The sequence below is a fragment of the Synergistaceae bacterium genome (genome assembly GCA_012521675.1).
GTDB lineage: Bacteria > Synergistota > Synergistia > Synergistales > Aminobacteriaceae > JAAYLU01.
In genome coordinates this window covers 23,107-37,277 of sequence record JAAYLU010000022.1, presented here as the reverse complement: position 1 = coordinate 37,277, position 14,171 = coordinate 23,107, and the positions used below count along the sequence as shown (strand labels likewise).

Annotated in this window: 11 protein-coding genes and 1 tRNA gene; 10 read left to right on the top strand and 2 right to left on the bottom strand. The window is 60.8% G+C overall.

Annotation, left to right across the window (positions count from 1 at the left end; all coding sequences use genetic code 11):
- The 9 genes from dnaE to galU all read left to right on the top strand — a co-directional run.
- On the top strand, window positions 1-3,320 hold a 3,320-nt coding region (gene dnaE, locus GX181_02490), incomplete at its 5' end, for a DNA polymerase III subunit alpha (GenBank protein NLM70816.1).
- Between the two features lie 40 nt (window positions 3,321-3,360).
- Window positions 3,361-5,112 (top strand): pyruvate kinase, encoded by a 1,752-nt coding sequence (pyk, locus tag GX181_02485; GenBank protein NLM70815.1) that lies wholly within the window; start codon window positions 3,361-3,363, stop codon window positions 5,110-5,112.
- A gap of 24 nt (window positions 5,113-5,136) precedes the next feature.
- Window positions 5,137-5,748, top strand: a complete 612-nt coding sequence (locus tag GX181_02480) for a CoA pyrophosphatase (GenBank protein ID NLM70814.1) — start codon at window positions 5,137-5,139, stop codon at window positions 5,746-5,748.
- Window positions 5,749-5,764: 16 nt separating this feature from the next.
- Window positions 5,765-6,607, top strand: coding sequence for a deoxyribonuclease IV (locus GX181_02475; protein ID NLM70813.1), 843 nt, complete (start codon window positions 5,765-5,767; stop codon window positions 6,605-6,607).
- Window positions 6,608-6,648: 41 nt separating this feature from the next.
- The gene (locus tag GX181_02470; GenBank protein ID NLM70812.1) at window positions 6,649-7,683 is read left to right on the top strand and encodes an alanine/ornithine racemase family PLP-dependent enzyme; all 1,035 of its coding nucleotides are present in this window, start codon (window positions 6,649-6,651) and stop codon (window positions 7,681-7,683) included.
- Between the two features lie 66 nt (window positions 7,684-7,749).
- The gene (locus GX181_02465; GenBank protein ID NLM70811.1) at window positions 7,750-8,562 is read left to right on the top strand and encodes a TIGR00159 family protein; all 813 of its coding nucleotides are present in this window, start codon (window positions 7,750-7,752) and stop codon (window positions 8,560-8,562) included.
- A 145-nt stretch (window positions 8,563-8,707) separates the two neighbouring features.
- Window positions 8,708-9,934 carry a hypothetical protein gene (locus GX181_02460; GenBank protein NLM70810.1) on the top strand — a complete coding sequence of 409 codons (1,227 nt, stop codon included), beginning with the start codon at window positions 8,708-8,710 and terminating at the stop codon, window positions 9,932-9,934.
- Window positions 9,935-10,062: 128 nt separating this feature from the next.
- Window positions 10,063-11,433: a phosphoglucosamine mutase gene (gene glmM / locus GX181_02455; protein NLM70809.1), complete on the top strand. Its 1,371-nt coding sequence runs from the start codon at window positions 10,063-10,065 to the stop codon at window positions 11,431-11,433.
- Window positions 11,434-11,448: 15 nt separating this feature from the next.
- Window positions 11,449-12,315, top strand: a complete 867-nt coding sequence (galU, locus tag GX181_02450) for a UTP--glucose-1-phosphate uridylyltransferase GalU (protein NLM70808.1) — start codon at window positions 11,449-11,451, stop codon at window positions 12,313-12,315.
- A gap of 51 nt (window positions 12,316-12,366) precedes the next feature.
- On the opposite strand, the gene GX181_02445 is transcribed toward galU, so the two are convergent.
- Both GX181_02445 and GX181_02440 read right to left on the bottom strand, forming a co-directional pair.
- Window positions 12,367-13,449 carry a hypothetical protein gene (locus GX181_02445; GenBank protein NLM70807.1) on the bottom strand — a complete coding sequence of 361 codons (1,083 nt, stop codon included), beginning with the start codon at window positions 13,447-13,449 and terminating at the stop codon, window positions 12,367-12,369.
- Between the two features lie 25 nt (window positions 13,450-13,474).
- Complete coding sequence (locus tag GX181_02440; GenBank protein ID NLM70806.1) at window positions 13,475-13,981, bottom strand: CPBP family intramembrane metalloprotease; 507 nt, start codon at window positions 13,979-13,981, stop codon at window positions 13,475-13,477.
- A gap of 116 nt (window positions 13,982-14,097) precedes the next feature.
- On the opposite strand from GX181_02440, the gene GX181_02435 reads away from it, so the two are divergent.
- Window positions 14,098-14,171, top strand: a tRNA-Gln gene (locus GX181_02435).

The following is a 14,171-nucleotide window of genomic DNA, read 5'->3' as shown; positions in this document are numbered from 1 at the left end:
GAATGCCCGCCGTCGCCATGACGGATCACGGCGCCATGTACGGGGTGGTCGATTTTTACGAGAGCTGCCTCGCGGCCGGCGTAAAGCCGATAATCGGATGCGAGGTCTACGTGGCGGCGGACGGTCACATGTCAAGGGACAGGCGGGGGAGGACCCACCATCTGCTCTTGCTCGCCGAGAACGAGGAGGGTTATCACAACCTCGTCAAACTATGTTCGATAGCCTATACCGACGGCTTCTACAGCAAGCCCAGGATCGACCACGGACTGCTGGAAAGATTCAAGAAGGGGCTCATAGCCTCCTCCGCCTGCCTGGCCGGCGAGATCCCCGCCCTCCTGCTGGAGGGACGGGAGAAGGAGGCGCTTGAGCGAGCTTTCCTATACAGGGACATAATGGGCGAGGACAACTTCTTCCTTGAGATCATGCACAACTCCATCCCCGAGCAGAGCAGGGTGAACCGCGCGCTCGTCGCCATGTCGAGGGCTCACGGCTTCCCCCTGGTGGCGACAAACGACGCCCACTACCTCGAAAAAGATGACTACGACTGGCACGACGTGCTTCTCTGCGTCCAGACGAAGAGCTCGCTCGACGACAAGAACAGAATGGCCTTCTCGTGCAACGACTTCTACTTCAGGTCGCCGGAGGAGATGGACTCCATCTTCGGTACGGAGCTGCCCGAGGCATTGGACAATACCGTCGCCATCGCCGAGCGATGCAACGTAAAGATCCCCGTGGACAACCGGGATTATCTCCTCCCCCGGCCGGACGTACCGGAGGGGGAGACGCCCGAGTCGAGCCTGACCAGGGCTGCGGCCGAGGGTCTGAAGGAGAGGCTGGGAGGCGCCGTACCGGAGGAGTACCAGGAGCGCCTCGACCTCGAGATCGGTATCATCAATTCGATGGGCTTCGCCGGCTACTTCCTCATAGTGGCGGGCATTATCAAAGCGGCCAGGGAAATGGAGATCCCGGTCGGTCCGGGGAGGGGCTCCGCCGCCGGTTCCGTGGTCGCTTGGAGCCTCAAGATCACCGGGCTGGACCCGATAAAGTACAATCTGCTGTTCGAGCGATTCCTGAACCCGGAGAGGATCAGCATGCCCGATATAGACACTGACCTCTCGGACAAGGGCAGGGACGAACTTCTGCGCTATATCGCCGAGAAGTACGGCAACGACAAGGTCTCGCAGATAGGTACCCTCGGCCGCCTGAAGAGCAGGGCGGCGGTGAAGGACGTCGGCAGGGTGCTGGGCATGCCGATACCCGACGTCAACGCAATCACCCGCCTGCTTCCAGTCATGGGCGACCTCCCCATCCCCAAGGTCGTGGAGCAGACCCCGGAGCTGGCCGAGATGAAAAGCAGCGACAAGATGGTCGCCAGGGTGCTGGACATAGCCTCGAACATAGAGGGCCTGGCCCGCCACTGCTCTCAGCACGCGGCCGGAGTGGTGATAACCCCCATGCCCATCACGGACATGGTCCCGGTGCGCCGCATAGGGGAGAACCAGGTGGTCACCCAGTATCCCATGGAGCCGCTGGAGAAGCTGGGACTGGTGAAGATGGACTTCCTCGGGCTGCGCACCCTGTCCATCATCGAGGAGGCCCTGTCGAACATAGCCCTTCTCGGAAAGCCCGTCCCGGACCTCGAGGCCATCCCTCTGGACGACAAGAAAACCTACGAGATTTTACAGAAGGCGGACACTCTAGGCGTGTTCCAGCTTGAATCGCCGGGGATGAGACGCCTTCTCAGAAAGCTAGAGATCGACTGCTTCGAGGACCTGATAGCCGCTCTTGCCATGTACCGCCCAGGACCGTTGGGCAGCGGCATGGTCGATCAGTACGTCGAGTGCAAGCACGGACGCTCCAGGGTGAAATACCTCCACCCCCTCCTCGAGGACGTACTGCGCGAGACCTACGGCGTAGTCCTCTACCAGGAGCAGGTCATGCAGTGTGCCGCCGTCCTGGCTGGCTACTCGCTCGGCGAGGCCGACCTCCTCAGGCGCGCGATGGGCAAAAAAAAGGCGGACGTCATGGAGCAGCAGCGCGCCAAGTTCACCGATGGCTGCAAGGAGAGGGGCATAGACGAGCATAAGGCCGGGGAGATATTCGATATAATCTCGGAGTTCGCTGGCTACGGCTTCAACAAGTCCCACAGCGCCGCCTACGCGCTCATCTCCTACCAGACAGCGTGGCTCAAGGCCAACTACCGCCCCGAGTTCATGGCCGCCTACCTCTCGGGTCAGATCGACGCGAAGAAGGAGGTCATGGCCTCCTACGTGAGGGAGGTGCGCAACTCCGGGATCGACGTCCTGCCCCCCGATGTGAACAGCTCGATGGCCAGCTTCACCCCTGTCGGAGATGTCGTGAGGTTCGGCCTCGGCGCGGTCGCTAAGGCGGGACACGCTGCGGTGGATGCCATTGTCGAGGAGAGGGAGACCGGGGGGCCCTTCACCTCCCTGTGGGACTTCCTGCTCCGGGTCAACCTTCGCGTGGTCAACAGAGGGGTCGTGGAGAACCTGATCCTGTCGGGCGCGTTCGATAGCATCGAGCCCAACAGGCAAAAACTCTTCGGGGCCCTGCCCGACCTCGTGCCCGCGGCCCAAAGGAGGGCGGCCGATGCGAACCAGGGCACCCTCTTCGAAGGGCTCGCCGATGAGGACAAGAACGGCCCCGAGCTGCCCGACACGCCCGATTTCCCCGGCATCGAGCGATTGGAGAAGGAGAAGGAGGCGGTCGGCCTCTACATCTCCGGCCATCCGTTCGAGCTGCACGAAAACAGGATACGCCCTCTGACAAACTGCTCCCTGTCGGACGCGACGGACTGGAGGGGCAAGAGAATCCCCCTGCAGCTGGGTGGCATGGTCCTCTCGATAAACGAGCGTTACACCAGGAGAGGGGATCCCATGGCCGTAATAGAGCTGGAAGACTCGGACTCCCGCCTTCAGTTCCTTTGCTTCCCGAAGGTTTGGGAGCACGTCGGGGGAACCGTCTCTCCGGGCGACGTCTGCCTGATAACCGGGTTCCCGGAGGACCGAGACGGATCGAAGATCATAGCGAACCAGGTCGTCCCCGTGCTGGAGGACTCGGAGCTCCCGAACCCCTTCGTCCGAGTCTCCATCGCGGCCGATCGGCTGAAGAGAGTGTCGTTCAAGGACCTGGTGAGGTCGCTGAAGTCCTGTCCGGGCAAATCTCCCGTGATTTTGGAGTTCTGCGGCGAGGGGGAGAGGACCGAGGTCCTGCTCCAGGGAATCAAGGTCGATCCCGGGAAGGACATCGCCTCCGCGATTTCGGAGGTCATACCGAGGACGATGTTCGATGTCATCTGATAGGACCGTCAATATAAGCCCGCGAAGGAGTGTCGTTCCCTTGACAAAGGTTAAGATCGTCTGCACCATCGGCCCGGCCTGCTCCAGCTACAAGACCCTGCTTGCCATGGCAAGTGCCGGCATGAACGTCGCCAGGCTGAACTTCAGCCACGGAGACTACGAGGATCACCTGCGCATGCTGGGCCATGTCAGGGGCGTGGAAAAAGAGCTGAACATCCCGATTCCGACCCTGCTGGACACTAAGGGGCCCGAGATCAGGACGGGGAAGGTGGAGGGCGGAACGATCGCCCTGGAGTCGGGAAGCAAGCTGACGCTCACGGACAAAGAGATACTGGGCAACATCTCGATGGTCCGCGTCAACTATCCCAAGCTGGCGGACGAACTGTCCGTCGGGCAGGAGATATTCATCGATGACGGCTCCCTGCACCTGAAGGTTGAGCAGATCCTCAACGGCGACGTCCTCTGCAGGGTTATCGTCGGAGGTCTGCTGGGCGACGCGAAGGGGGTAAACATCCCCGGGGCGGAGCTCTCCCTCCCGGCACTGTCCGACAAGGACGTCAAGGATATAGAGTGGGGAGTTAAAAACCAGATGGACTACATCGCGGTGTCGTTCGTGAAGAACAGCCGCGACATCATGGAGGTCCGTCGCGCGATGGAGGGCTTCGGCGGCGCCATGAAGGTCATCGCGAAGATCGAGACGCGCCACGCGGTCCAGAACATAGAGGAGATCGCCGAGGTCGTCGACGGCATGATGATCGCCCGCGGCGATCTTGGCGTCGAGATACAGGCCGAGGAGGTCCCCCTGCAGCAGAAGAGGATAATCGACGTCTGCCGGGCGAAGGGAAAGGCGGTCATCGTCGCCACCCAGATGCTTGACTCGATGATACGCAACCCTCGGCCGACGAGGGCCGAGGCGAGCGACGTGGCGAACGCCGTCCTGGACGGTGCTGACGCGGTGATGCTGTCCGGCGAGACCGCCAGGGGCGCCTACCCCCTGCAGTCGGTGGAGACTATGAGGCGGATCGTATCCAGGACGGAAAAAGAGATAGAGCTGTGGCAGCGTCCTTTCGACATGACATCGTCCACAACGGGGGTTCCTGATGCCGTGAGCGGGGCCGCCGTGCTCATCGCCCGACAGATGAAGGCCTCCGCGATAATCTCCATGACCAGGAGCGGAAGCACCGCGCAGATGGTAAGCAGATACCGCCCCCCCTGCTCCATCCTCGGGGCGACTCCGAAGAAACGGACATGGCGCGAGCTGGCCCTCTACTGGGGTGTCGTCCCCCTGATGAAGGAGGAGATGACCGACCAGAACACCGCCGTGGACTCGGTGGTGGCATCGTGCCTGGAGAACGGAGAAGTCAAGGAGGGAGACCTGCTCGTGGTCACGGCCGGAGTTCCGCTGGGCATCACCGGGACGACGAATTTGGTGCAGGTCTACATAGCGGGCAAGATCCTTCTGAAGGGACAGACCCTCCTCAAAAGAGAGGCCAGAGGGCCAGTGTGCACGGCTCGAACCGCCGAGGAGGCCCGCCTGAAGATGACCGAGGGATCGGTCCTCGTCGTCGCTGCCACGGATGACGACTACCTGCCGGCGATTCGCATGGCGTCGGCCATAGTGGCCGAGCAGGGCGGTCTTTCATCCCATGCCGCTGTGATCGGGCTTGAACTGGGCATACCCTCGATAGTAGGGGCGGAAGACGCCCTGAACATCCTCTCCGATGGCATGGTCGTTACTCTTGACGGCCACAGAGGTTTGCTCTACCACGGCGACGTGAGGCTATCGGTGTAGCCCGTTGATCGAGAGGAGAGCCGTATGACGGCAGGTGGCCCCGGCATCATCGACAGACTGGCCCGCGACGGCGTTTTTCATCCTTGGAGCGACATACCGCCCGGCGACGTGTTTCAAAGCGCCGTGCTCGTGCCCCTCTTCCCGGTAGCCGACCAGCTGTTCACCCTGCTGCTGAGGCGATCCTCCTCCCTTTCGCGCCACGGAGGAGAGATATGTTTCCCGGGAGGTATGAAGGAGCCGTGCGATATCTCGCCTCTTCATACGGCTCTTCGCGAGGCGCAAGAGGAGGCGGGTATTCCACCGGAGGGAGTCGAGCCCCTTTCTTACCTGCCCGCTGAGTACACGGTCGTCACCGGGGTCGAGATAATCCCCGTGCTTGGCCTGGTCTCCGGCATTCACCCGGAGCGGGACCTGCTCCTGGCCGAGGGTGAGATAACAGGGGCCTACGCCGTGAAGATACTGGACTTTCCCCTTCATCCCAGGAGGAGGACTGTGCCCCTTCCACCTCACTCCGAATTCGGCGAGGCACGGGGCTTGAAAAACGTCACATTTCCGGAGTATGACCTTCCGGACGGTGCGGTCGTCTGGGGAGTGACCGCCCGAATACTGGAGAGGGCAAGACAGATGATCCAATGAGGAAGGAAGATCTACCATGGCAATTATCGGTGCCCACGTATCTATCGCGGGTGGGCTGGAAAAAGGCATAGAACGAGGAGAGGCGCTTGGATGCGAGGCCATTCAGATATTCACAAAAAACCAGCTGCAGTGGAGGAGCGCCCCCCTGTCGCAATCCAGGGGCGAGCGCTTCTACCGGGCGTGGGCCGAGAGCTCCATCCAAAAGGTGGTCGTTCACGCCTCCTATCTTATAAACCTGGCGGCCGTGGACGCGACCGGTCCCAAAAGCATGACGGCCCTGGAGGACGAGATTGAGCGCTGCGAGCTTCTGGGGATAGACGACCTGGTCCTTCACCCCGGCAGCTCCAGGGGAAGGGATCCGGAATCCGCCCTTGAGCTGGTCGCCGAACGGCTTGGCCAGATAATTCGGAGGACCGAGCACAAAAGGGTGCGCATACTGCTGGAGACCATGGCGGGGCAGGGAGACCTGCTCGGCAGGGATCTGAAACAGTTCGCCTTCATCATGGAGAGGATTGACTGGACGCCCCGTGTAGGGATCTGCATGGACACTTGCCACCTGTTCGCAGCGGGCTACGAGTTAAGGACCAAGGCCGCCTACCAACGCCTCGTCGATCAGGTCGACTCCCTTCTGGGGCTCGACCGGGTGGGCTGCTGGCATCTCAACGACAGCTTTCACGACCTTGGAAGAGGACTGGACAGGCACGCGCACATCGGAGAGGGGGAGCTGGGGTACGATCCGTTCGCGTTCATACTCAACGACTCTCTTTGGGTAAACACGCCCTGCATCCTCGAGACCCCGATCGAATCGGACGGACACGCAAGAAATCTTGCCATTCTGCGCAAACTCAGGGGAGGTTGAATTTGACCACGGTATACCCAAAACTCGTAGTATCGAAAGAAATGATATATCAGAACGCCGCCCGGGTCGTTGACCGGTGCGCCGCCGCGGGAATATCCGTCACCGGCGTCACGAAGGGGGTAAGCGGCAGGGAGATGATAGTCCGCGCCATGGCCGAGGCAGGTTGCGCGGAGATAGGCGACAGTAGGATGTCCGACCTCGAGTTCATCCGCACCCTCGACCTTGGAATCCCGCTCCTCCTGCTGAGGATACCGATGCCGAGCGAGCTTCCAAGAGTCGTGAAAACGGCCGACCGGACGCTGGTATCCATGCCCGAGACCGTCTCCCTCATCGACAAAGAGTGCTCCATCGCCGACTGCACGCACGAAGTGATTGTCATGATCGACCTCGGAGACCTGCGGGAAGGTATCTGGATGGAGAACGTCGAGGAAATGGTGGACCATCTGAAGCGGACGGAACGGGTCCGGTGCGCCGGCGTAGGCTCGAACTTCGGCTGTTTCGGCGGCGCCCTTCCCGCTCCGGAGAAGCTGGAGCTGCTTGCATCCCTCGGCACCAAGCTTGAAAGCTCGCTAGGGTATCCGTTGGAGGTCTGTTCGGGCGGCTCAACCTCGTCGCTCAAGCTGGTCGAACAGGGTGCCGTGCCGAAAGGCATAAACAACCTTCGAGTCGGCGAGGGGATACTCCTCGGAGTGGACGTGACGGGGGACAGGGCCGTCCCGTGGCTTAATCAGCATACGATGAGGCTTGAAGCGGAGGTAATAGAGGTCTACAGAAAGCCCTCCGTGCCGGTCGGACCCTTGGGGCTGAACGCATTCGGCAAAGAGCCTGTCTTCGACGACAGGGGCGAGAGACTCAGGGCGATACTGGCCGTCGGACGACAGGATGTGCTCATAGACGGGCTTGAGCCGGAGGCGAGCGGGGCCAGGATACTCGGAGGATCGAGCGACCACATGATAGTGGACGTCGAGGACGTTCATCCCCGGGTGAAACTTGGCGACGTCATGCATTTCTTCCCGGACTACGGTGCCATGCTGGCCCTTTCCACGTCGCCTTTTGTCCTCTTCGACGTGGTATAGTATGGCGAGTTCTTGCCCGGCGCGACGGGGGGCAAGGTCATATCTTGACGCCCTGGAGGGGCTTGAATGCTCGATTCTTTGAGATGGCAGGATTTTTTGGATATCATAGTCATCGCCGTCATATTCCACAGGCTGCTGCTGCTTATAGTCGGCACCCGGGCCATACAGCTGATCAAGGGACTGCTGACGTTGGGGGTGGTGGCCGCGGCAGCGAGAATACTGGACCTAAGAACTCTCTCGTGGTTCCTCGGCCAGACGCTCGGCGTGCTGCTCATCGCCGTTCCCATAGTCTTCCAGCCGGAGCTGCGCAAGGCTCTGGAGGAGATAGGACGGGGTGGCGGACTCTGGAGAAGGCGAAAGGCGGTGGAGAAGGCCGAGGCCTTGAGCCAGGAGGTCTCAAGGGCCATCGGCTACCTGAAGGGGCAAAAGATAGGAGCCATCGTAGTCCTCGAGCGCAACACCGGCCTCAAGGACTTCTGGAGGACTGCGATAAAAATGGACTCCGAAATTTCCCAGGAGCTGCTGATAACCCTCTTCTGGGATGGTACGCCTCTGCACGACGGAGCGGTTATAATCAACAGGGAGAGGATCATCGCCGCGAGCTGCTACCTGCCCCTGACCGAGAACCCCGACCTCTCCAGGTGGATCGGAACCAGGCACCGAGCCGCTATCGGAGTTACGGAGGTATCGGATGCCATCGCCCTCGTCGTCTCGGAGGAACGGGGCGAAATCTCGCTCGCCGTCAACGGTCGCCTCTCCAGGAACCTGAAGGAGACCCAGGTTCACAAACTATTGAACCACTATTTTTCAGGCGAGGACAGCGAACGGAAGCCCTTTTCAGAGCGCCTCCAGGAGGACATAAAGGCGCTTTGGTCGTGAGCCGGGATAAGAAACCAGCCTCGCGGTCGACTCAACGCCTCGCCGGAAGGACGACCCGTCCGCGACCGGGACACGAATCCACCGTGCTCCGAATCACTCGCCGCCCTCGAGAAGAGGGCCTGGAGAAGGAAGGTATCCAGCTGCAATGACCGGTTCCGGAAAGATAGACTCGGCCCTCTCCTCCCCCCTGTTCTTGAAGGTCCTCGCCGTTGCCGTCGCTGTGGCCCTATGGTCCTACGTCACGGGCAGCGGCACGACCGAGGGAGAAAGAACTCTGGTCGTTCCGCTCGAGTACCTGAACGCCCCTCCCCAGGTGACGGTGAAGACCGACGTGAAGGAGGCCGAGATAGTCGTATCGGGCGCGCGCAGCCTGCTCCCCACTCTGCCCAACGAGGGAGTGGCCTGCGAGGTCGACCTGCGGGGCTTGGGGGAGGGAAAGTACAGGATCCCGGTCCGCTCCATCGTGCCCAAGGATGTGAAGGTCATGGACATAAGGCCGACCCATGTGGATGTGGAGCTAATCCGTCTGATCGACCGACTGATTCCCGTGGAGATCAACGTGGACAAGGGATTGCCTCCAGATCTGTTTCTCGACAAGGTAGAGATCATCCCGAAAAACGTCAGCATAAAGGGGAATGAGAAAGACCTGGCGAAGATAGACGCGGTCAGGATAGTTCCCACGCTGGACCAGCTCGAGGCCGGGGGAGAGATCATCCTTCCCGTGGAGATAGTCAAGGCGGAGGAGTTTAAAGACCTGGTAACGGTCGAGCCCAAGTCGGTCAAGCTCAGGGCTATCCTCGCAAGAGGAGTGCCGAAGAAGACAGTCTCTGTGAACGCAAGGATAATGGGCGACCCGGCGACGGATTTCAAGCTCAAGGCCGTTATAGTGGAGCCAGCCGTGGCGACGATCGAAGGACCCCTTGAAAAACTGGAGGCCTTATCTAAAATCGACACGGAGACCATAGATCTGACCGACATCTCCAAGGAGCAGAACATGGTCATCCCCTTAAGACAACCGGAGGATCCGATGGTCAAACTGGTCGGAGCATCTTCGGTCAGAGTGGAGATTCTCCTGACTCCCTTCACGGTCACCAAGCTTCTCTCCAGGCTGAAGGTGGACGTTGACGGACGCAGCGTCTACCCTGGATGGACGGTGGAGCCGGACTCGGTGAACGTCGTCATCGAGGGAGCGCCGTCGGAGGTGAATGCGCTTGACGAAGAAGAAATGCTGATTCGCCCATTTGTGAACGTGACGAACATCGTATCGAGACGTCTTACCGTGCCCGTGCAAATACAGAATAAAACAGACGGCAAACTGAAGGTCGTCAAGATAGAACCTTCCAGCGTCTCAGTGACGGCCGCCGTAAACTGATCACGCAAATGCCCGCTCGCACGACTTGGCAGTCGCCATGCTCCTCGGACTGACGTCGGAGCTGCCACCGGCCCTCCTTCAACCTGGTCGAGCGACGGGATAGCGAACCTGTCGGAAGGTGAGATTGCATGAAGACCGAGAAATGTAACAATCGCTGCCTGTTTGGGACCGACGGTGTCCGTGATGTCGCCAACAGAGGCGCCATGACGCCGGAAATGGCCCTGCGGCTGGGACGGTCGTACATTCTATATCTGACCGAAAGAGGATATCCGCGCCCGAAGATCGCAATCGGAAGGGACACCAGGCGATCCGGCCGCATGTTGGAATCGGCCCTTTCCGCGGGCATGATGTCCGCCGGGGCCGAGATCTACCTGTTGGGCGTCATCCCGACGCCCGGTGTTAGCTTTGCCGTTCAAAGGATGTCGCTCAGCGGGGGCGCTGTCATCAGCGCATCGCACAACCCGGCCGAGTACAACGGAATAAAATTTCTGGACTCGCGCGGAAGAAAACTTACCGACGAGGCGGAGGAGGCGATAGAGGAGTATATGGGCGACAACCTGACCGACGAATGGAGGCCGACCGGTGCCTCCATCGGCGACATAAGGACCGCCCCGCACCTCGTGGACGAATATGCCGAGAGAATAGCGTCCTACTGGGGTGACGAATCCTTCTTCCCTCCTTGCGGCGTGGTGGACTGCGCGCACGGTGCCGCGATCGACGCGGCCTCCAAGGTCTTCGGCAGGCTGGGAAAGAACTGGTGCATGATCGGCAATCAGCCGAACGGCCTGAACATCAACGAGGGAGTCGGGGTCATGAACATGACCAACCTGGCCTATTCGGTCAGGGAGGGCGGCTTCCCCATAGGCATAGCCTATGATGGGGACGCGGACCGGGCTCTTCTGGTCGACGGCAACGGCAAGGTGCTGGACGGCGACATAATCCTATGGGTCCTCGCCCGCTGGCTATCCCGCGAGGAGCGGCTCGGCAGCGGCGTCGTGGCCACAGTGATGAGCAACCTGGCCCTCGAGGAGCACCTGGAGCGCGACGGCATAAAAGTCTTCAGGTGTCCCGTCGGAGATCGCTACGTGATGGACACGATGAACAGCGAGGGCGCCTTCCTCGGAGGAGAGCAATCGGGCCATATCATCCTGTCTCCCCTGGTGAACACGGGAGACGGCCTGTGCACCGGGCTTCTCTTCATGAAAGCGTGCCACGAGCTGGGCGAGGATATAAACAGCCTTGCAGAGCGTTTTTCACCCTATCCGCAGCTTCTGCGGAACGTCGAAGTGTCCCCCGAGATGAGATTCTGCAAGGACTTCATCGCGGCGATCACAGAAGAAGCGGAGGCCCTTCTGCAGGGGAAGGGGCGCGTCTTCATCCGCCCTTCGGGTACTGAGCCGTTGCTCCGCATCCTGGTAGAGGCGAGGGACGGAAGCGCTATGGAGTCCGTATCCTCGAGACTTGTGAACGCCGTGCTATCACACTGCAAGACAGTATGATCGGAGAGTGACCTTATGCCCTCTTGCATTACAAAATGCCTTTTCCCCGTGGCCGGGATGGGAACCAGGTTCCTTCCGGCGACGAAGGAGATCGCTAAGGAGATGCTCCCTCTCGTCGACCGTCCAATAATCGAATACGGGGTCGACGAGGCTCTAGAGGCGGGCTGCCGGGAGATGGTGATGATAACGGGCCGGTCGAAAAAGGCGATCGAGGACCACTTCGACCGCTCCTTCGAGCTGGAGGAGCTTCTGAAATCCCGAAACAGGGACGATCTCTACCATGAAGTCATCTCCCTATCGAACATGGCGGACTTCATCTACATGCGCCAGCATCGCCCGCTCGGCCTTGGGCACGCGGTGCTGTGCGGCGAGCCGGTCTGTCGCTCCGAGCACTTCGGCGTCATTCTTCCCGACGACGTGATGGTCGCCTCACCGTCCGTGCTGGCACAGCTTATAGCCGTCCACGAGGAGAGAGGCGGCTCCGTGATCGCACTGGAGGAGGTATCTTGGGAGGACACATCCAGGTACGGCGTGGTCGAGGCCGAGGAGGTCGGGGACGGCGTCTTCTCGGTGAGGAACATGGTGGAGAAGCCGGGGCCCGAGAATGCCCCCAGCAGGCTTGCGATCATGGGGCGATACGTACTCTCCCCGTCTATCTTTCCCGTCCTCTCAAACCTCGGGACGGGCGCAGGAGGGGAGATACAGCTCACTGACGGCATCAAGGGCCTCATAGGCACCGAGCCCGTGTGGGGAGTTGTTTACAAGGGAAGACGTTTTGACTGCGGCACACAACAGGGATGGCTGCACGCCAACGTCTGCATGGCGATGGATCACCCCGAGCTGAGAGAGGTCGTTGAAAGGGCGGTGGCTGATTGCGAATGACCAAGCCAGGGAGCATGAGAAGCTGACCTCTCCCCGAGCCGTTTGCCTCCCTTAATCCGCGAAGCCCTCCTGGGGCTCCTCCGTGAACGGGGAGTAGAACCTGATATGAGTGAGGTCTCCCAGCGCGAAATCGTTCCTGCCCGATGACTCGGGCAGCCTCTCCCACTGGCCTCCCTCCCTGCGGCAGAGGACAAGCGGCTTGCGCCCGTAGGTCGACCAGAGGTCCCACAATTCGTCCTCCAGCTGGCTCCCGGGCACAAGGTTCGAAGAGAAGAGAGGGGCCGCGCCCGGCAGGGGCGAGTCCGTCGGAGAGGCGACGATCAGCCACTGGGTCAGCTGCCAGGCGGACGCCATCTCCTTGGATTTGGCGTGCTCGAACGGGAGGATCTGGAAGCCCCCGACGACTCCTCTTCCCGCAGTGCTCACGTCTATCACGCCGGAGTGATTCGCCCTTATCCTGCCGATCCCTTGGAACTCCGTCCCGCCGAAGCGCCCGACTCCCCTCAGCGGCCGGACGACGCGAGCCAGAAGCCTGGGGCCGGAGCCGTAATAGCCGACCACCCTTCCTCCCGGACGGTTCTCTATATCGATGATGTACGGCCTGTCGTCCTCCATTACATCGATGACAAGAATCTCTCCCTCCTTGGGCAGCCCGCGGACCTCCAGCGGCGTCATCGCTCCGTCCCTGCCGCGAACGAACACCGGCGTCCCCACCGGGGGCGCCCATCCGCCGAACAGCCCCGTCCCGGCGACGGAGTCCAGCGAGATATATGACCGTTCCCCGGCGGCCGGGGCTACGGTGTGCAGCGGCAGTATGCTCAGGGTGCGCCCCCTGCCGTCCTCCACCGAGAGGGTCAGATGGATCGCGTTGACCGCGGAGGCTGCGACGCTACCGGGGGGCGCCCATTTCGACGCAGTGTAGCCCGGCCATCTCGTGGTGGAGGGGAGGGCTCGCACCATTCCCAGGGAGACCCTCTCCCCGCCGGGCAGCAGGGCGGAGGCCTCTTTGTCGATTTCCAGGGGGATCTCCACCCTGAAGATGAAGGCATCAGCCCTGAACGCAAAAGAGATGAACGACAGGGCGACCGTGATTATGAAAATACCCCGAGTTATTCCGGGCCTGGCGAAGCTCATAATTTCTTCCCCCCTCGGTTTTTTCTTAAAACTGCGGGTAGAACCAGATGGACCAAATATTACCGAACCAGTGAAAAAGTATTGCCGGCAGGACCGAGCTGTGCCTGTGGCGCAGTACTCCCATGAGGATGCCGGGAAAAAAGGCTAGCATCGCCACCGGGCCCCTGAAGACGTGCGCCAGGCCGAACAGGGCCGAGGCCAGCAGAATGCTCTTCAACGCGGGCATTCTCTCCGACAGAAGGGTCTGCAGCCATCCCCTGAAAAAAGTCTCCTCGGCCACAGCCGCCGCGAGCCCCGACAGAACCCCCTTGAGGACAAACACCATCCCCTGCGGGTGCATGTAACGGGGGAAGAAGACTGTGGAGACAAAAGTCAGCGGCACCAGGACGACAACCGAGACGAGGAGGACATCCCGCGCCGCGTCGCTGGACAGACTCCAAAGCAGACCGTAGCGTGACGGCGATTCGCCCCTCAGCCGACACCACGCGTAGGGAAAATATAGAAAAAATGCGAAGACGATCATGGCAATCATTTGAGCGCATCATACCATAAAAGGAGCGAGCTTCGTAATCGCTTCGCTGAAATGCCTCAATATTCAAATCCTTGACATGGCATCAATGAATGCTAGTATAGTGAGGTTGTTGAGGATGGGGTGTAGCCAAGCGGCAAGGCAGCGGACTTTGGCTCCGCGATCGCTGGTTCGATTCCAGCCACCCCAGCCA